At 42.3% G+C, this 18,532-nt stretch carries 16 protein-coding genes and 2 pseudogenes; 11 read left to right on the top strand and 7 right to left on the bottom strand.

The genetic code is table 11. The features are described from left to right. Positions 1–39: 39 nt before the first annotated feature. Both ACGEDC_RS09585 and ACGEDC_RS09580 read left to right on the top strand, forming a co-directional pair. Positions 40–1,008, top strand: coding sequence for a LysR family transcriptional regulator (locus ACGEDC_RS09585; RefSeq protein ID WP_065110174.1), 969 nt, complete (start codon positions 40–42; stop codon positions 1,006–1,008). Positions 1,009–1,237: 229 nt separating this feature from the next. After that, on the top strand, positions 1,238–1,585 hold the full coding sequence (locus ACGEDC_RS09580; protein ID WP_394497894.1) for an NfeD family protein: 348 nt from the start codon (positions 1,238–1,240) through the stop codon (positions 1,583–1,585). Between the two features lie 166 nt (positions 1,586–1,751). Here the strand turns inward: ACGEDC_RS09580 and ACGEDC_RS09575 are convergent. Beyond that, a pseudogene (locus ACGEDC_RS09575) lies at positions 1,752–3,154 on the bottom strand (DUF4145 domain-containing protein). A 31-nt stretch (positions 3,155–3,185) separates the two neighbouring features. After that, on the bottom strand, positions 3,186–3,917 hold the full coding sequence (locus ACGEDC_RS09570) for a hypothetical protein (protein WP_055025373.1): 732 nt from the start codon (positions 3,915–3,917) through the stop codon (positions 3,186–3,188). A 195-nt stretch (positions 3,918–4,112) separates the two neighbouring features. On the opposite strand from ACGEDC_RS09570, the gene ACGEDC_RS09565 reads away from it, so the two are divergent. Together ACGEDC_RS09565 and ACGEDC_RS09560 are read left to right on the top strand one after the other, a co-directional pair. Beyond that, positions 4,113–4,640: a DUF2780 domain-containing protein gene (locus ACGEDC_RS09565; protein ID WP_394498295.1), complete on the top strand. Its 528-nt coding sequence runs from the start codon at positions 4,113–4,115 to the stop codon at positions 4,638–4,640. Positions 4,641–4,768: 128 nt separating this feature from the next. After that, positions 4,769–5,218 carry a TerB family tellurite resistance protein gene (locus ACGEDC_RS09560; RefSeq protein ID WP_055025375.1) on the top strand — a complete coding sequence of 150 codons (450 nt, stop codon included), beginning with the start codon at positions 4,769–4,771 and terminating at the stop codon, positions 5,216–5,218. 76 nt (positions 5,219–5,294) lie between these two features. On the opposite strand, the gene yjeH is transcribed toward ACGEDC_RS09560, so the two are convergent. Beyond that, complete coding sequence (gene yjeH / locus ACGEDC_RS09555) at positions 5,295–6,563, bottom strand: L-methionine/branched-chain amino acid transporter (protein ID WP_394497891.1); 1,269 nt, start codon at positions 6,561–6,563, stop codon at positions 5,295–5,297. A gap of 178 nt (positions 6,564–6,741) precedes the next feature. Here yjeH and ACGEDC_RS09550 point away from each other — a divergent pair, with 178 nt between their 5' ends. The 5 genes from ACGEDC_RS09550 to menE all read left to right on the top strand — a co-directional run bounded on the left by ACGEDC_RS09550 (position 6,742) and on the right by menE (position 12,554). Next, a complete protein-coding gene (locus ACGEDC_RS09550; protein ID WP_055025377.1) occupies positions 6,742–7,170 on the top strand; it encodes an Lrp/AsnC family transcriptional regulator in 429 nt (142 codons plus the stop codon). Positions 7,171–7,329: 159 nt separating this feature from the next. Next, positions 7,330–9,057, top strand: coding sequence for a 2-succinyl-5-enolpyruvyl-6-hydroxy-3-cyclohexene-1-carboxylic-acid synthase (menD, locus tag ACGEDC_RS09545; RefSeq protein WP_394497888.1), 1,728 nt, complete (start codon positions 7,330–7,332; stop codon positions 9,055–9,057). Further along, entirely contained in the window at positions 9,057–9,827 is a 771-nt protein-coding gene (gene menH, locus ACGEDC_RS09540; RefSeq protein ID WP_394497886.1) for a 2-succinyl-6-hydroxy-2,4-cyclohexadiene-1-carboxylate synthase, read from the top strand. Before menD ends, menH begins: the two co-directional genes overlap by 1 nt. Before the next feature lie 72 nt (positions 9,828–9,899). Next, complete coding sequence (menC, locus tag ACGEDC_RS09535) at positions 9,900–11,006, top strand: o-succinylbenzoate synthase (protein ID WP_394497884.1); 1,107 nt, start codon at positions 9,900–9,902, stop codon at positions 11,004–11,006. A 48-nt stretch (positions 11,007–11,054) separates the two neighbouring features. After that, the gene (menE, locus tag ACGEDC_RS09530; RefSeq protein ID WP_394497882.1) at positions 11,055–12,554 is read left to right on the top strand and encodes an o-succinylbenzoate--CoA ligase; all 1,500 of its coding nucleotides are present in this window, start codon (positions 11,055–11,057) and stop codon (positions 12,552–12,554) included. 79 nt (positions 12,555–12,633) lie between these two features. On the opposite strand, the gene rpoH is transcribed toward menE, so the two are convergent. The 4 genes and pseudogenes from rpoH to ftsY form a co-directional block, all read right to left on the bottom strand. Continuing rightward, entirely contained in the window at positions 12,634–13,497 is an 864-nt protein-coding gene (gene rpoH, locus ACGEDC_RS09525; protein ID WP_055025380.1) for an RNA polymerase sigma factor RpoH, read from the bottom strand. Between the two features lie 227 nt (positions 13,498–13,724). Further along, positions 13,725–14,690, bottom strand: coding sequence for a permease-like cell division protein FtsX (gene ftsX / locus ACGEDC_RS09520; protein WP_055025381.1), 966 nt, complete (start codon positions 14,688–14,690; stop codon positions 13,725–13,727). After that, on the bottom strand, positions 14,690–15,382 hold the full coding sequence (ftsE, locus tag ACGEDC_RS09515; RefSeq protein ID WP_055025382.1) for a cell division ATP-binding protein FtsE: 693 nt from the start codon (positions 15,380–15,382) through the stop codon (positions 14,690–14,692). The genes ftsX and ftsE overlap by 1 nt, the downstream gene beginning before the upstream one ends. Before the next feature lie 6 nt (positions 15,383–15,388). Further along, positions 15,389–17,184: pseudogene (gene ftsY, locus ACGEDC_RS09510) on the bottom strand (signal recognition particle-docking protein FtsY). Between the two features lie 178 nt (positions 17,185–17,362). Here ftsY and rsmD point away from each other — a divergent pair. Both rsmD and ACGEDC_RS09500 read left to right on the top strand, forming a co-directional pair. Continuing rightward, complete coding sequence (gene rsmD, locus ACGEDC_RS09505; protein ID WP_055025384.1) at positions 17,363–17,947, top strand: 16S rRNA (guanine(966)-N(2))-methyltransferase RsmD; 585 nt, start codon at positions 17,363–17,365, stop codon at positions 17,945–17,947. Positions 17,948–17,956: 9 nt separating this feature from the next. Further along, positions 17,957–18,241, top strand: coding sequence for a DUF1145 domain-containing protein (locus tag ACGEDC_RS09500; protein WP_055025385.1), 285 nt, complete (start codon positions 17,957–17,959; stop codon positions 18,239–18,241). The last annotated feature ends 291 nt before the right edge of the window (positions 18,242–18,532 follow it).

Below are 18,532 nucleotides of genomic sequence, written 5' to 3'. Positions count from 1 at the left end.
GTAAATTTCCCTAGAGGAATATCAGCCGAGGAATATCACATGAATATTGATAATCTTGCCAAGATTGACTTAAATCTACTGGTCATCTTGCAAGTCCTGCTCGAAGAACAAAGCGTCACGCGCGCCGCCAGCCGCTTGCACTTAAGCCAGTCAGCATTGAGTAAAAGTCTCAATCGCTTACGTTCAACTTTAGATGATCCTTTATTTCAGCGAACCGCACACGGACTTAAACCTACCGCGCATGCCATTCAATTAGGCGAGCAATTGCCACAAATATTACAGACATTGCATCAGCTCACTCAGCCACCAACTTTTGAGCCTGCAAGCAGTAATCAACATTTTTCATTTTCCATGGTCGAAAGTGCTTACGAAACTTTGCTACCGTATTTTATCGGCACATTGTTACATGATGCCCCTAACGTCAAACTCGATTCGTATGTTTGGACCGAAAAGTCGATGCAAGATTTACAGTTAGGACAAATTGATTTTGGTATTGCAGGTCGTGACACTCACCCTCAAGCCGATTTAAAAATTGAGCAACTACCAGACGGTATCGAGCATCAAACCCTATTTAAAGATAAGCAAGTATGCTTGGTTCGCCAAGATCACCCCATGCTAGCAATAATACAAAGCCCGCAATGGAATTTGGCAAGCTACCTCACAATGTCACATGTGCAAGTGCGCTGCGAAGGCAATGATTGGTGGGCGCTAGATTATCACCTAGCAGAACAAAACTTACATCGTCGTATCAGCACCACAGTGCCCGATTTTTATGGCGCTGCCAGTATTTGCGCGTACAGCGATTTAATCTTTACCTTACCATCGAGTTTTGCCCGCCACGCGGTTAAACTCTACCCTTTGGTACAAGTCCCCTTGCCATTTGAATTTATGCCAATGGCTTATGTGTTGTTATGGCATGAACGTAACAGTCAAGCACCTGGACATTTATGGCTACGGAATATTATTTGTGAAAGTGTGGCGAAGGCCGTGAATCAAAGCGATGTATAATTTGCCTAGATTCAAATAAACGATACTGATTAAAACCAATGACTTAATGCTTGCAGTCCCAAACCCGTAACCTTAGCTAACAAACATTAACCAGGTTTAACGTGACGTTAATAGCTGTTCCATTGCATTATTAATATACAAATTCTAAGGCTTCGAGTTTAACAAGCCATTCTAGAGACGTTTCCATCGCCTTTTGATTCGTATCTAGCCAGTAAATTGAGGAATATTAATGAATTTTAACCAGTTTATAAATCAAGCCCAACTGAAACAAAAAGTTGGCACCATGAATCCTATTTTTGCACTACTATCGATTATCGCTATCGGCTTGATGTCGATTGTTTTATTGCCATTTTTAATTGTATTTGCCGTTGTTAGCTTTATCGGGTTAAACCTACTTGGGCGCAAGTACCTAGCCCCAAAAATGCAGCCAATTTTCGGTCAACAAGCACCAGATGAGGTTTATCGAGGTGATCCGAACATCCAACGTGAACACTCGGTTTATCAATCAGATATGTTTAAGCAAACAGGCAATAACAGGCAGCGCAGCGGTCGCACCTTCGACCATCAACCTGATTAATATGTTTGTTTGAGTCACACATGAGTCATGACTCAACCAAAAACACCGCCATTTGGCGGTGTTTTTGTTACTTCATTCAAGAAGTTGATAGTTGAGTGTAAAAAATCTCAGATTTTGAAAATTCACTTTACCTGATGACAAATAGAATATGGCTAATAAAACATAACTAAGCCAAGATCCCTTGTGCATGAATCAAAGATTTCAGTTCTTCTTCACTAGGTTTAAGCGCGATCACATTATCAATTTGAATTTGAAGCGATTGCCAAATCGGTTCGATAATCTCAGCTTGTTCATCATTAGCATATTGTTTGGCTAGTTTAAGCAATGACGCCGATTCAACCACATCAATGCGTTTAAATACACCATCAGCAAGCGCGACACTTAGCTCTATCATTGCAGGAACACTGCGGCCGTAGTTAATCACATCTCGCAAATATCGCTCTGCTAAGCATACATCTGCCCCTAAACCTGAATCATCATTAAGCATATGCTGGGCTCGGGTAAACATGGCGTCTAATTGACCTTGCTCGGCCGCCTCTGCCAGCCAATGTTCACTGGCATTTGGATTTGCTTCACAGCCTTCACCATTAAATAACATCAAGGCAAGATGATATTGAGCATGAGGATAACCCGCTTGAGCCGCTTTATTAATCCATTCAAAAGCTTTATCAAGCTGTTGTTGCTGATAATACAAAACGCCTAGGTTTGACATCGCTTCAGTGTTTTCAGCTAATGCAGCTTGCTCTAACCAATTCGCCGCTACCGCTAAATCCACTGCAAAGTTTTCACTACCAACCAAGAAAAAGAAGCCTAATAGAGCTTTCGCTTCTATGACGCCAGCCTCTGCAGCACGTTCAATAGCTATCTCGCCAGCTAAGGCATTTTTTTCACCACTGTAGCCATGCAGTAAAGCAACGCCATGCTCAAATAAGGCCTGTTGATGCTTGTCTGAAGCCAGCTCAAACCAATTAGCCGCTTGCTTAAATGTGCCAGATGAATCAACTTGATTTTCGGTATCTTGCTCAAGTGATTGCTCTTGCTCTTGTTGCATTAACGCTTTTGATTTAAGCGACATACCCACCAGGTACTGAGCCTGCGGATCGTTGTGCATCACAGCTTGATAGCACAGCTCACGCCCCACATATGAATCAAAGGCTTCAAACTGATACTCAGGCGCTTTTTTCGGTGTACTTTTGGATACAGCAAGGTAATTAACGACAAGATATTCTTGATGCTTTTCTCTGCCAGTGAAACAAGCTGATCTTGCGTTAAATGATATTTTTCTGGATGAGCACCACGGTTACCGTCGCTGCGTAATCGGTGCAGTGCACGTGTGGTTGGTACATCAATAAAACGCATTCGATTCAATTGCTCGATGCGGTCATATAAGTTCGGGCTATTAAAATTAACGGAATGTTTATCGGCTAATAGCGAGGTGACTTGATGGGTAAAACTACGAACGAACACCAAAGCCTGTGTTGGAATATCTCTAACATAGCTTTTGGCTTTGGTGTAATCGTCTACGATGTCAGCCGAGAAGCCGCCAATAAATTCAATATCATTTAACACTGGCTTGGCTCCTTAGCATGATTACTCGCATTTAGATTTCTGTGGTATCTGATTCACTATCATCTGTCGTACGGTTAACCATATACAATCTAAATAAGGCAACGTTAACGAAAAGTCCTAAAAATGCGAACAAGGTATCAATAATAATGCGTAGTGGGAAACCACCGAATTCTGTTAACTGCAACACGATACCACCTACCATAGAAAGTGGCAGATATAACATTAAAATAAGCATAGTTTTCAATACGATTGGTGATGAAAACTTAAAGCTACTCTTAATGGCTTCAAGCGGTGATACACGTTCTACGATAACCATAAAGTTGACGTATGCAAGGCGAGCAAACAAGTAGAAACTAATACTTAATCCAATAATCCAAAATGGACCAAAGACGGCAAATAACATAACAGGTGCCAAAATAGCTAAACCAGAGAATACCCCTGCGAGTAGTAATGGTGGCACAAAGGTAAAGCTGTTTTTAAGCACTAAACCAGGGGTCACATCATGACCTCGTGAACGAACCTCTAAATACAAGGTTAGCGCGGCAATCAATAATGAAAAAATTAACAGTAACGCCATCATGGCTGCACCATGAATAGCGCCAAACTGTGGGATTTCTACTTCAGCTTGCGCTGCGAGTTCTGTTCCTAACCACACTTGGATCATTACTTGAATTAACAGTAGTGGCACAGTAAGCGAAGCAAGCTGTGCAATATGGTTACGAAAGAAATTATATGCTTCAGTCAAAATTGCAGACAATGACATGGGATTTCCAATAATCTAAATAAGACAAATATGCTGCTAAGGATACCGAAAAAACAGTGTTTTTGCACAATTGATATTGAAGCTTAATAGAAGTTAATCAAATCAATTGTCACATTTTTGTGAATAACGTTAAAATGGTGACAGAATATCGATACCTCACCTTTAATCATTCAACAAAACCACAGGATGGCCATGATGAAATTAAGCCCTGCAGTAAGTCTTCTAATAGCGATGTTTGCCGTAACTTCACCAGCACAGGCAAGTTGGTTAGACAGTGTATTTGGAAACGATGAAAAGAAAGTAGAACAAGTAGACACAGCGGCTACTCAATCTACTGACTTAGTTGGTAATGTCATGTCACAACTCGGGTTAAGCCAAGAACAAGCTGAAGGCGGGTTAGGTACGCTTTTAAGCCTAGCGCAATCAAACCTAGGCGGTTCTGATTTCAGCCAGCTATCAAACAGTATTCCTGGAGCTGATGCATTACTCGCAGCAGTACCTGAGCTATCTTCAGATTCTGGTATGTCAGGGTTATTATCCCAGGCGGGTGACTTAGGTCAGTCATTTGAAGGCGCAGCTATGGTTTATGATGCATTTGAACAACTCGGTATCAAAAAAGAATACGTAGCGCCTATGGTCGATATCGCTAAATCATATTTAGAGACTAACGGCAGCGAAGGTACAGTCGATTTGCTGATGAAAGGTGTTAATTCATTGCTATAAGCCAATCAGCATTTAGGATTAACATAATTTAATGCCGAGCAATTCGCTCGGCATTATTGTCTCTGTTAAGCTTAATCGATATAGATTTCCCATTAAATGCGCTCATTAGCTGGCGTGTAGGAGGCAAAATGATCGCGAAACTGAAACAGTTTTTACAATCCCATGCTCAAGCAGTGACCCCTGAAGAGCAAGCGCAACAGCTAAAATTAGCCGCAGTGAGTTTACTGCTTGAAGTCATGTATGCAGATGAGACGCTCGATGAGCAAGAAGTCGCCATGCTCCCAAGCATGATTAGTCACAGCTTAAATATCAGTTCAGCTGAAGCAAATGCATTAATTGACGAGGCCAAATTAGTTCAAGGTAACGCAACGTCGTTATTTGAGTTCACCGCCGAAATTAATGCTCAATGCTCAATTGAGCAAAAGCAAAAGCTGCTACTGTGTATGTGGAAGCTGGCATACTCTGATGGCAAATTGTGCCGAAACGAAGATCAAATCATTCGCCGAACTGCAGATTTGCTGTATTTAAAGCATAGTGAAGTCATTCAAATGCGTAATATTGCCATGGAGCAACGCTAACTCGGTTTTTGCATAATTTAGTCATTGAAAAACAGCGCATTAAGCGCTGTTTTTTGTTTTGGTAACCTAGGGAATACTACGCCAACTGTTTGCGAGCTTGATGCTGTTTCTGCCAATACATAAACGGCGCTATCACCACCAGTAGAATAAATGAATACAGCATATTTTCAGCTAAGGCGATGCCCACGCCAATACAAAATACACTACCACCAATAATCAATGGCAAATAACGTTTGCTAAGCAATTTTACTGCCGATAGCATGGTCAGCAGATAAATAATCACAAACACACCATTACTCCATGCAATAAGATCTTCAAGCTTTTGCTCTGTCACAAAGGTTAAGGTGATGACCAATGCCATGATGGTCAAAATGGTGATCAACGCACGTAATGGCACGCCATAGCCATTAAGCTGGCTAAAATAACTTGGCAGCACCCCTTCTTTACTGAAACTCCACAATAATCTCGCTGCACTTGCACAATACACATTGACCGTCGCCAAACCACTGGCAATACCTAATACCCCAATCACTTGTGCACCCATGCCTTGCCAAGTGATATCACCTAATAACACATTGAATGCATGGATCATGGCTAAGCCTTCTTTATCACTTGGCACCATCAACAGCAATAAAGTACAGATAAGGTAAATCACGCCAACGAGGACAGTGCCTATCATCATAGCCGGTAACATATCCTTTTTAGGATCGTTAAAATCATTGGCTAAATGTGTCATGGCTTCGATGCCCAAAAAGCTCCAAAAACCGATCCCCATAGCTAACATCACTGTAGAAGCTTCTGGTGAAGCCATACTTGCAAAAGATTCCACTTGGCTGACATTGGCGCCACTCGCACCAAATAGCACTGCCACAACAGCGACAATGGCTAGCGTTAACGCAAATTGCAACTTGGCAGAAACTTGAATCCCGCGATAATTAAGCAGTAACAATACCGCCACAATGGTGAGTTCGGCCGCTAATTGCCCCCAGCCAGTAATAGACACAAGTGCATCCATAAACTGGAAGGTCATTAAAATCGCTGCTGGCGCTCCAATAGGTATCACAAACAAGAAAATTAATCCTATCGTGCGCCCTGCTGTGGTGCCATAAGCTTTCTCAATAAAATAGGCAGGCCCTGCGGCATGTGGGAAGCGACTAGCCAATAACCCAAACACCACCGCAACAGGCAAAATGGCGATGGTTAATATAGCCCACGCCAATAATGCACCACTATTTGCCACCGCAATGGTCATTTGCGGCAAAATAAATACCCCTGTACCTAGCAAAGTGGTGGCCATCAAGCCAGCACCTTGCCAGCGCCCTATCGTTCCTGTAATTTGATTCATTGGCTTATTCTATGGTGAAGTTTGAAAGAATTATAAAATTAAAATGATAAACAAACTGCCGTAAATACCCCACAAGATAATGGATTAAACCACCATATTGACGGAATTAATGCAAAAAACCGACATTATGACGGTCCACTTATAACGGTTCAGCCTTTTAAAGCGAGTAAGACTTCACATGGACAAATTCGACCAACTCATCATTAATGCACTACGTGCCAATGCCCGCCAAAGTATTTCTCATATTGCTGAGACAGTCAGCTTATCACGTAGTGCTGTAACCGAGCGGATTAAAAAGCTCGAGCAATCAGGGATCATTCGTGGCTATCAAGTGCTATTAAGCGAGTCACAAAAAGAAGGCGTTTCCGCTTATTTTGAAATTCAGCATGAACGGGCAAATTGCGCCGATGTTGTCCATGTCTTCCACGCTATTCCAGAGGTAATCACTTGCCAAGGAATCACCGGAGAAATGGATTTATTGGTGTATGTCAATGCGGCATCCATGAAGCGATTACATGAAATCCGAGAGTATATTGATGCACAAGCCGATATTGTCAAAATTAAAACTCATGTTGTAATGAGCGAATGGATTAACAATCAAGCGTAACGCACATTTTATAATTAATTTATTGGTTATACTGATGAAAATAGCCAACATTTATTAAGCCAGTGACTCACATTCTGTAAGGTTTGTGGTTAACACTTAGCGTAAACAACCATGTTGAAACCTTAGGTTTCAGGCACTTTTAATTGGGTATTTATTACTATGCAAACACAACCTACGTCTGACATTAACTTACTATGGGGTGCGTTAATCCTAGAAGAGCTAGCTCGGCTTGGCGTAAAACACGTTTGCATGGCTCCAGGCTCACGCTCAACGCCTTTAACCCTAGCTGCGGCGGCGCAACATAAACTTGAGCGCCACATGCATTTTGATGAGCGAGGACTTGGTTTTATGGCGCTAGGCCTTGCCAAATCCAGCAATAGTCCAGTTGCAATAGTGACAACATCAGGCACAGCTGTTGCTAATTTATACCCTGCCATCGTTGAAGCATGGTTAACTCAAGTTCCATTAATTGTATTAAGTGGAGACAGGCCACCTGAGCTTATTGGCTGCGGTGCCAATCAAGCCATTATCCAACCTGCTATTTTTGCTGATTATGCCAAGCAAGTGAATTTGCCAACGCCAGATCTCGCTATCAGTCCAAACACACTCTTAACAACAATTGACGAAGCCGTGGCTAACCTTCAACAACCTGTGCATTTTAATTGCATGTATCGTGAGCCACTTTACCCAAGCGAGTTGGAGAGTTTACCAGCACTGATAGCATCATCAGCATCTTATACTCAACCGATCTCAGAATGGGCAAATCACAGCCACCCTTATACCGACTATGGCCAGGTTTCCTGTAATAACCTGCCCTCAGAAGACACCATGATGCGTTTTGTCCATGGCAAAGGCATCATTGTAGTGGGTACGCTTTCGCCTCATGATAATCCATCACTCATCATTGAATTATCACAAAAGTTAGGCTGGCCAGTCGTCACAGATGCGCAGTCACAATTACGACAACACCCAAGTGTTATCGGCCATATTGATCAATTGATGCTACACCCCAAAGCAACCAAATTTGTAGAGCAAGCAGATAGATTATTGGTATTTGGCGGCCGATTTATCTCAAAAAGGCTTATTAGCTTTATTGCACAACATCAATGGCACAGTTATTGGCAAGTACTTCCTAATCAGCAACGACTCGATCCTAACCACCAATCTAAACGTATTTGGCAAGCCAGTGTTACAGCCATATGTAACGCGCCTTGGCCCCGTTCATCTTCAGCAAATTGGGCTTTACCTTTAATTGAAATGAACCAGCAACTAGAGGCGCTGTTCACACAGCACATAGATCAAAGTAGTTTTGGTGAGCCGCAAGTTGTACGTCAACTTGCTAAAGCGCAGACCTCAAACCACCAGTGGTTTATTGGAAATAGTTTACCGGTGCGCTTATACGACATGTTTTCTCCTATAACCTGTGAAACACCGCATATTTATACCAATCGTGGTGCATCTGGTATTGATGGATTAATTGCAACATCCTGCGGTATGGCCCTTGCCACGCAACAACCTAGTACTTTGTTAATTGGTGATATATCCAGTTTACATGACCTTAATTCGCTGGCTATCTGCAAACAAATCACAAACCCATTTGTGATCGTGGTGCTCAACAATGATGGCGGCAATATTTTTAATTTATTACCTGTGCCAAATGAAGCGGTCAGAGATGAATTCTACCGTTTAAGTCACGGGCTGGAGTTTGGTTATGCCGCTGCCATGTTTGGCTTGCCTTATAACCAAGTAGATTGTTTATCTAGCTTTAATGAGGCTTATACTGATGCAATGGCTTATGCAGGGACTTCTGTAATTGAAGTCAATGTTGGCCCCAATCAGGCAAGCGATCAAATAAAGCTCATTGCACAATGGGTGAAACAACACTAATGCCAACCATTAAACGTTACGGTGACACAGCATTACCTGCACTGGTTTTATTACATGGTTTTTTAGGTTCAAAAGAAGATTGGCAAGCCAGCTTGCCCATTTTAAGCCAGTACTTTCATTGTATCTGTATCGATTTACCAGGCCATGGGGAAAACGATCAAATATTACCTTCTCCTGGTTTTGAAGTATTAGCTCAAACCATTGTCGATAAAGTGATCAAGCTAGGTTACCCGCAGTTTCATTTACTGGGTTACTCTCTTGGTGGGCGTGTTGCTTTGCACATTGCGAAGTTCCACCCACAAGCATTGTTAAGTTTAATGCTAGAATCCGCCCATTTAGGCTTATGTTCCACTCGAGATAAACAAGCTCGTTTGAAGCATGACCAAAAATGGGCAGATAAACTCGATAATATGCAGATAACTGACTTTTTAGCCCAATGGTATCAGCAGCCTGTATTTGCAGATCTACAAGACAGCGCGCGTGAGCAACTGATTAGTATACGCAGTAAAAATGATCCGCAAGCGCTACTCCATTGCTTTAGAAGCACTTCATTGGGTTTACAAGGTAATGGCCAAAAAGTGTTGAAACAATTACACTGCCCAAGATACATGTTGGTGGGTGAGCAAGACAGCAAGTTTTCTAAGCTGGCGCTTAAGTGGCAAGAAAAAATCGATATGTCGGTGATCAGTATTCCGAATTCTGGCCACAATACCCATAAAGCCCAACCACAGATGTTTGCCGCAAGGATAGTACAACTTTTATATCCTTAGCTAACCTTTAACGGTAAATGAAATTTAGCCACCTTAACCGAGGTGGCCATCGCTTTATAGGATATTTGCTTTATGCACTTTGATGCCCCACAACCTTTAAGCCATTCATGCTCTACTCAAATTGGCGAAACGACTGACAATGTGGCGCAAGCAAGCATCCGAGAACTGAGCATACATCAATATAAAATTGACCTTGAACCGGCTCTGCCCGTCGCCAGTCAGCGAATTAATCAACGTTTAGGGCTAATCATCAGTGCCACATTTGATAACTGCGCCCCAGAGTTTGTTGAAATAGCCCCTTTGTCAGGTGTTGATATTCAAGGTGAACCGCTAACTGGGTTTAGTCCTGAATCATTATCACAGGTCACTGAATACCTTGAACAACAGTTACCTTCTCTGATAGGGCAACCTATCAAGGCACTGAATGAACTTGCCAATCAAGCGCCCTTTGCATCTATAGGTTTAGGGTTAAGTTTGCTCGGGTTTAAATCGTCATCACAATTTCAATATGCCCATGTTGATGAACGTAAAGTTGGCCTATTTTATTATAAAGACGACACCAGTATTGAGACCTTAACGCAGCAAGTTAATGCGTTACCCATAGGGACTTATTCCATTAAAGTTAAAGTCGCTCAGGCAAGTATCGAGCAAGAAATTGCATTTATTCATCAAATTTTAGCTATTAATCCAAAACTGAAATTACGCCTTGATGCCAATCAAGGTTTTAACGTTGAACAAGCTATTGAGTTCTTAGCTTGCCTACCGAAACAAGCTATAGAGTACATCGAAGAGCCTTGTAAAACGCCCGAGCAAAGCCAACTTGTATACCAAAGCCTACATATCCCCTTTGCACTTGATGAAACCTTAAATGATGGTCATTACCAGTTTGAAATGCTTGAAGGACTAGCAGCCTTGATAATCAAACCTATGGTACTCGGTAATATTGATAAATTAGTTCAGCTGATTAACCTTGCTACTAGCCATGGCGTGCGGTGTATTTTAAGTTCAAGTTTAGAGGCCAATCTTGGGATTGGAGATCTGGCGAAACTTGCTGCAGTGTTAACACCAGACGAAATTCCTGGGCTTGACACACTTGCCAGTTTTACTCAGCCATTAATGAACTCAGACAATCAACTTAACCTTGAGGTATGTCAACTGCTTCAACACTACCAAGGTTAATTCTGGTCGCTATTGAGCAAAAGTAGGCAGTATAAAATAGGTATGAAGATGATTTCTCCATTGCATCAAACAGCCCTTAATCAACCGAATGCTATCGCCATCAAGCAAGCATCAAGTTCAGTGGCTTCGTTAACCTATCAGCAACTCAGTGCCATGGTTTGCCACCTAGTTAAGACGTTGCAAACTCAGGGTATTAAACAACATAGCCGACTCGCTTGTGTCAGCAAAAATAATCTCGAAATGGTTTGCTTATATTGGGCTTGTGTTGACTTGGGTGCCGTGTTGTTACCCATTTCCCCACGCTTTCCTGCACAGCAAATTAACCAATTATGTCAACGCTTTAACATTGATGCGATATGGCTTGAACCTTCATTTATGGATGAATCAAGCATTAAGCACAATCACAAAACGGACAATAATCGCGTCGTAAACAAGCAACAACTTACCATCTCGCTATCTAACACTGCTTTAGGTGGCGCGATACCTAAAATAAATCCCCAGCAACCGTTAAATATCATTTTGACCTCAGGCTCTAGCGGTGCGCCAAAAGCCGTTGTACATTGCTTGGAAAACCACATTGCTAGTGCAGTAGGTTCTGCTAACAACATCGCGTTAGCGCAGGGTGATAGCTGGTTATTATCCTTGCCGTTATTTCATATTGGTGGCTTAGCCATCATTAATCGATGCGCTCTTGCTGGTGCAGCAGTGGTGTTAAATGATAGCCAAGCTTTGTGGCAACAGATCATTGCAAGCAAGGTGACTCACGTTTCGCTGGTTGCGGCGCAATTAAGTAAGCTACTTGCACAACATCCCCACGCATTAGATAGTGTCAAAGCCTTATTATTAGGTGGTGGCGCTATAGAACCTCATTTAGTCTCAGCGCTTGCTGACAAACAAGTTAATGCTTATTGCAGTTACGGTATGTCTGAGATGAGTTCGCAAATCACCACGGCAGCTATCAATCCACAGGGGCATCTCGGCCAAGTATTATTGCATCGCCAACTTAACATCGTCGATAACACCATTTGGGTTAAAGGCGACTGCCTATTCTTGGGTTATTTGGCTGACTCAGATAAAAATGAGTCTTCACACGCAGCAATCACCCAAGCATCACTAACATTGCCACTGGATTCACAAGGTTGGTTCAATACTCAAGACCGAGCAAAGCAGGACGAAAAAGGCAATTTATACTTGCTTGGACGCACTGATAATATGTTTATCTGTGGCGGCGAAAATATTCACCCTGAGGAGATTGAAGCTGCGCTAAAGTCGCACCCTCTAGTTAATGATGCAGTGGTATTTGCTCAAGCTGACCCGCAGTTTAGCTTATTACCCGCTGCCATTATCCAGTTAACAGATAAACACTCGCCCCTTACAGCAAAGATTATCGAATCGTTACAGCAACATGTCCTGGCGAAAGTGGCACGCTTTAAACGTCCTCGCCAGTATTATTCATGGCCTGAAAATGTCATCACTACGAGCCTTAAAGTTCCTCGAAAAGCGATCATTGCTGCGGTTAAAGCCAACTTGAATGAAGTAAACAACTAAAGACATACTCAGTCTTTTCAAGGCATAAAAAAACCTGCCGGAGCAGGTTTTAATCATCTTGGTCGCATCACTAATAAACTTAGATTTCCATACAAGATTTCAATTTGTTCATTGCATTCTTTTCAAGCTGTCTGATACGTTCAGCCGATACTTGATAAGTGGCTGCAAGTTCTTGCAATGTGGTTTTATCGTCATCTAACCAGCGAGAACGAAGAATATGCTGGCTTCGCTCATCAAGGGTTTTAATCGCTGAGAATAAACGAGCTTGTGAATCTGATTCCCAGTTTTCATTTTCAACTTCTAATGCCACATCAGAAGAGTGATCTTCTAGGTAATGAACAGGAGCAAAATCAGCGCTGCTGTCGTCGTCATTGTCGTTGGTTAAGTCAAATGCAGGATCTTGCGCCGCCATTCGCGACTCCATTTCGGTAACGTCTTTTTTAGACACACCAAGATTCTCTGCAACCATGCCAACTTCTTCATCACTAAACCAGCCTAAGCGCTTTTTAGTTTTACGAATATTGAAGAACAATTTACGTTGCGCTTTAGTGGTTGCAACTTTCACGATACGCCAGTTTTTAAGTACGTACTCATGAATTTCCGCTTTAATCCAATGCACAGCAAAAGACACCAAACGCACACCAACATCAGGATCAAAGCGTTTTACTGCTTTCATCAAACCAATGTTGCCTTCTTGGATAAGGTCAGCTTGCGGCAAACCATAACCAGAATAACCTTTCGCCACATGCACAACAAAGCGCAAGTGAGACATAATTAATTTCTTCGCAGCTTGTAGATCACCAGTTTCTTGCAAACGTTTAGCTAACTCATGCTCTTCCTCTGCCCCAAGCATCTCGATGCCTGTGACTGATTGCATGTATGCTTCTAAGCTGCTACTTCCTCTAGGGACAGTGAGTGACATAGATTGCGATTGAAAGGCCATTAAAGCTCCTACTAGTTACTGCGTTTTTAACACTTTTTTTACTTAAAAGATTTTAAGTAAGTGGTGAACTATCTATTATAAGACAAGATATGTCAACAGTGGTTCAACACCGAAATGCACATAAAATATGCGCTAAATGATAGTCGTCTGAAACATAAGAAAATGCAAGTGAACAAATGTTCATTTTTTCGATAGTCTTAATCTAGCATGCCAATACGACAGAATTATTAAGACGGTTCAATTGCACGAAGATGTTGCCTAACAGACAAATATGAACCCAACCACCCCAAGAACGAAGCTAGCAGTACTAGCTTAACTAACTCAGCCACACTCAAAGATTGGATCTGCAACTGACTACCATACAAACCCAATAGCTCAGCAAGTGCAGAATCGAGGTACCAAACCAGTAAATTGATAATAATCCACGCCAAAACGCCACCGATTACACCATACCAAATACCTGTATAAAGGAAGGGACGCTGGATAAACGCTTCTGTCGCACCGACAAGTTTCATCACTTCAATTTCAGTGCGGCGATTCATAATAGCCAGGCGAATCGTATTACCAATAACCAATACCACAGCCAAAACCAATAAGGCCGCTATGGCTAAAACAGTACGCTCTATTAATCTAACCATGGCTTGCAAACGCTCTAGCCATTCAATATCTAAGCGGCCAAAGCTCACTTCAGGCTCTTGCTCAAGCTTAGCCAGCAACTGCCTTGCCCCTTCTGGGCTAGAATGGCGCGCTAAAGGTGTGACCACCACCACGGCAGGTAACGGGTTTGAATCTAAATAAGATAATGCTTCGCCAAAACCAGATAAACGTTGAAACTCTTCTAGTGCTTGGTCTCGGTTAATATAATCAACCACATCCACTTCGGCGTAAACTTTTATACGGGAAATTAGGCTTTGAATGGACTGCTCACTTCGGCCTTCATTAATAAATAATGAAATTTCTGCAGCGTTATTCCACGACTGGGTAATATTCTCTGCATTTTTTACTAAGACTTGCAGCGCCGCAGGTAAGCTTAAACTGACCCCTAATACTGCCATGGTCATCACTGACGAAATAGGGTTTCGCCACAACTCACCAATACTCGCCATCGCTTGTTGAATATGACGAACGAAAAACATCACTAATCGACCAGTAAACGGTAGTTTGCTTGCGGTAATGCTCACCTTATTTGTCATTACGCCTGTCCCTGAGTATCTGTCGTGTAAATCTCATCACCACCTAGCATCTTGCCTTGGCGTAGGGTTAAGGTGCGATATTTCATCCGAGCAATTAAGCCCAAGTCATGGGTTGCGATAAGCACACTTGTTCCCGCATCATGAAAGGTCTCAAATAACCGCAAAATATCCATCGATAACTTAGGATCTAAGTTACCCGTTGGTTCATCGGCAAGTAATAAAGGCGGTTTATTAACAATCGCCCGGGCAATGCCTACACGTTGTTGCTCACCGCCTGATAACATGACCGGTAGATGGCGCTCTTTACCGTATAAACCAACCATATCTAAAGCACCAGCAACTCGCTTACGAATTTCACCATGGGAAAAGCCTTCAATAACAAGAGGCAAAGCCACGTTATCAAATACGCTTTTATCCATTAATAGGTGATGGTTTTGAAATATCATACCGATATTACGGCGAAGATATGGCACATGTTTTTTGCCTAACTTAGCAATATCATGGCCATTAATTGAGACTTTACCTGCACTAGCACGTTCGATCACAGTGATCAATTTGAGCAAGGTACTTTTACCAGCGCCAGAATGTCCGGTTAAAAACGCCATTTCACCTTGATGCAGGCGAAAATTGACTTCTGACAAGGCTTTTTGGCCACCTGGATAAATTTTACTGACTTGCTCAAAATGGATCATATATGACTATTCTGCCTTGTCTTGACTAAATAATGCTTCGATAAAATCGTTTGAATTAAAGGTACGTAAATCATCAATTTGCTCACCCACACCGATATGACGGATTGGGATAGTAAACTTATCAGCAATGGCAAAAATAACCCCGCCTTTTGCTGTACCGTCTAACTTACTGATGGTAATACCCGTTACACCAACCGCTTCTTGGAATAATTGCGCTTGGCTAATGGCATTTTGTCCTGTACTTGCATCGAGGGTTAACATCACTTCATGCGGTGCATTAGGGTCTAATTTTTTCATGACACGAACAACTTTTTTCAGTTCTTCCATCAAGTGACCTTTGTTTTGTAAACGTCCTGCGGTATCTGCAATTAATACATCAACGTTTCGTGCTTTAGCCGCTTGCAATGCATCAAATAACACGGATGCGCTGTCTGCACCAGTATGTTGCGCAACAACCGGAATATCATTACGCTGACCCCATACTTGTAATTGCTCAACAGCTGCTGCACGGAAAGTATCGCCCGCAGCTAACATGACAGATTTGCCTTGTTTTTGATACTGTTTTGCCAATTTACCTATGGTGGTTGTCTTACCAACACCATTCACACCAACCATTAAAATAACATAAGGACCGTCACTGTTTTCAGGTACAAGAGGGATAGCAACAGGATCGAGAATTTTTTGCATTTCATCACGCATCAGCTCATATAAAGCTTCAGCATCTTTTAACTGTTTACGTGATGCACTCTCTGTCAAACTATCGATTAGGCGAGTCGTGGTTTCAACGCCCACATCTGCAATCAGTAGTTGCTCTTCGAGTTCTTCAAATAACTCGTCATCAATTTTTTCCCGCGGAAAATACCCATAAATCCGCTACCAATGTTTTCACTGGTGCGTAATAGGCCACGCTTTAGTCGTGCAAATAAGCCTTCTTTAGCAGGTTTTGCTTGCGGCTCATCAATGAGTTCAGCATCAGTTTGCTGCGCTTCTTCGGCTAAACGTTCTTCTTCAGCAATACGTGCCGCCTCTTGTTCGGCTGCTTCTTGCTCTGCTGCAAGTTGCTCCTCAGCTAAACGTTCTTGCTCAAGGCGCTCTTGTTGAAGACGTTCTTGCTCAACGCGTTCGGCTTCTAGACGTGCTTGTTCCTGCTTGGCTTGCTCAAGGGCGGCTTGTTCACGTTCTTGTTGCTGACGCTGTTCTTCAGCAACACGAGCAGCTTCTTGTTCTGCTGCAAGTTGTTCCGCAGCTAAACGTTCTTGTTCAAGACGTTCTTGCTCAACGCGTTCGGCTTCTAGACGTGCTTGTTTCTGCTTGGCTTGCTCAAGGGCGGCTTGTTCACGTTCTTGTTGCTGACGCTGTTCTTCAGCAACACGAGCAGCTTCTTGTTCTGCTGCAAGTTGTTCCGCAGCTAAACGTTCTTGTTCAAGACGTTCTTGCTCAACGCGTTCGGCTTCTAGACGTGCTTGTTTCTGCTTGGCTTGCTCAAGGGCGGCTTGCTCACGTTCTTGTTGCTGACGCTGTTCTTCAGCAATACGAGCAGCCTCTTGTTCTGCTGCAAGTTGTTCCGCTACTAAACGTTCTTGTTCAAGACGTTCTTGCTCAAGCTCTGCTTGCTCATGTTCTTGTTGCAGACGCTGTTCTTCAGCAAGGCGTGCAGCTTCCTGTTCTTGCGCTTGCTGATCTTGCGCTTGCTGATCAGCATGACTGGCATCAATTTGCTCTTGTGCGCTCTCGGTTGTTACTTTCTCTTGTTCTTTGGTTTTGTCTTTACGAAACCACGAAAAAAAACCTTTCTTTGCCATGTCTACTACCAGTGCTTATTGAGCTAAAAAATTCGGAAAAATAGTCTCGATAGCCCATTCATCATAATGTACAAAGGATTGCTCACCCTTACACTTCAGTTTGGTATAAAATATCGAGTATTCTAATTGGTTGCATAGTCTACCACTTTCTTTGTTCAGGCAAAATCACGAGGGCAAAATGTCCAAAAATAACTCGGCAAGCGGCCAAGTCAGAATCATTTCAGGGCAATGGCGTTCACGTAAGCTCCCTATTCATAACCTTGAAGGTTTACGTCCAACCACTGACAGAGTTCGAGAAACCCTGTTTAACTGGCTTTCAAGTGATGTTCGTGGTGCACGAGTATTAGATTGCTTTGCAGGCAGCGGAGCATTAAGTCTTGAATCGCTTTCTCGTTACGCCAGTTATGCACGCATTTTTGAATTACAAACCAGCGCAGCCAAACAGCTAACTCAAAATTTGCAAACCTTACAGTGCGACAATGCTGACGTCATTAACGGCGACAGCTTGGCTATACTTGAAAAAGGACCAATGGATAAACAAGGCTTTGATATCGTGTTTGTCGACCCACCGTTTCGAAAAAACTTAGCGAACAAGACCATTGCTTTACTGGATGAAAAGCAATGGCTCAACGAGAATGCACAGATTTATGTCGAGACGGAATCTGAACTTGATGTCCTTGAGCTACCCAATACTTGGGTGGAGCTAAAACAGAAAAAGGCAGGTCAAGTGATCTACCGTTTATTCCAATATCAAATCGATTAAGGGTCAATAATGAAGTTTTTTATTACTGCAGGTAAAAGCTTTACCCTACTCACTTGGTTAGTGATGTTTTATAACTTGTTTATTCCTTTTGAAGGGCAAGTCAGTATTATTTTAAATATCTTGTTGCTGATTACAGTGATGATGCATTTCTTCCAGCTACTGATATTTCATACGATGTTTAGCAGCTTACTTAAACTTAAACTCATTGATTATATTAAGGTATATTTTTTCGGTGTCTTTGGGTTATTAGTCTACCGCCAAAAAGTGTTAGACCTACCACCAGCAGAAAAATAATCATATTTCTGCTTTGACATAAGCCTCACAAATGTGGGGCTTTTTTAATTGCCTACCTTGTCATTACCTACCTAGTCATTACCTACATTATCGCTCGCAATAAACTCTGCTACCCAGCTCATTTAATATGAGGATACAAACTTTGAGTGTCGGCGATGGTAATTGGTATCGTTTTTTAACTGGTCATATTGTTAAATTCGTAATAACGGCCGGCTTATGATTTCCTTTTCTGTTTATTCGTTTCTTCTATTTTTAAGAGGTGATTCCAAATTTAAGCCATAAAAAAACCTC

It is taken from the genome of Shewanella sp. ENK2 (assembly GCF_043568515.1).
GTDB classification, from domain to species: domain Bacteria; phylum Pseudomonadota; class Gammaproteobacteria; order Enterobacterales; family Shewanellaceae; genus Shewanella; species Shewanella japonica.
Note: the sequence above shows the minus strand (reverse complement) of the source record. Positions and strands in the feature narration are given on the sequence as shown.

Coding starts and splice junctions, on each gene's coding strand:
- rsmD (WP_055025384.1), top strand. CDS start 17,363: ATGTCCAAAAATAACTCGGCAAGCGGCCAAGTCAGAATCATTTCAGGG.
- rpoH (WP_055025380.1), bottom strand. CDS start 13,497: ATGGCCTTTCAATCGCAATCTATGTCACTCACTGTCCCTAGAGGAAGT.
- ACGEDC_RS09500 (WP_055025385.1), top strand. CDS start 17,957: ATGAAGTTTTTTATTACTGCAGGTAAAAGCTTTACCCTACTCACTTGG.
- ACGEDC_RS09560 (WP_055025375.1), top strand. CDS start 4,769: ATGATCGCGAAACTGAAACAGTTTTTACAATCCCATGCTCAAGCAGTG.
- yjeH (WP_394497891.1), bottom strand. CDS start 6,563: ATGAATCAAATTACAGGAACGATAGGGCGCTGGCAAGGTGCTGGCTTG.
- ACGEDC_RS09585 (WP_065110174.1), top strand. CDS start 40: ATGAATATTGATAATCTTGCCAAGATTGACTTAAATCTACTGGTCATC.
- ftsX (WP_055025381.1), bottom strand. CDS start 14,690: ATGACAAATAAGGTGAGCATTACCGCAAGCAAACTACCGTTTACTGGT.
- menE (WP_394497882.1), top strand. CDS start 11,055: ATGATTTCTCCATTGCATCAAACAGCCCTTAATCAACCGAATGCTATC.
- ACGEDC_RS09580 (WP_394497894.1), top strand. CDS start 1,238: ATGAATTTTAACCAGTTTATAAATCAAGCCCAACTGAAACAAAAAGTT.
- menH (WP_394497886.1), top strand. CDS start 9,057: ATGCCAACCATTAAACGTTACGGTGACACAGCATTACCTGCACTGGTT.
- ACGEDC_RS09565 (WP_394498295.1), top strand. CDS start 4,113: ATGAAATTAAGCCCTGCAGTAAGTCTTCTAATAGCGATGTTTGCCGTA.
- menC (WP_394497884.1), top strand. CDS start 9,900: ATGCACTTTGATGCCCCACAACCTTTAAGCCATTCATGCTCTACTCAA.
- menD (WP_394497888.1), top strand. CDS start 7,330: ATGCAAACACAACCTACGTCTGACATTAACTTACTATGGGGTGCGTTA.
- ACGEDC_RS09550 (WP_055025377.1), top strand. CDS start 6,742: ATGGACAAATTCGACCAACTCATCATTAATGCACTACGTGCCAATGCC.
- ACGEDC_RS09570 (WP_055025373.1), bottom strand. CDS start 3,917: ATGTCATTGTCTGCAATTTTGACTGAAGCATATAATTTCTTTCGTAAC.
- ftsE (WP_055025382.1), bottom strand. CDS start 15,382: ATGATCCATTTTGAGCAAGTCAGTAAAATTTATCCAGGTGGCCAAAAA.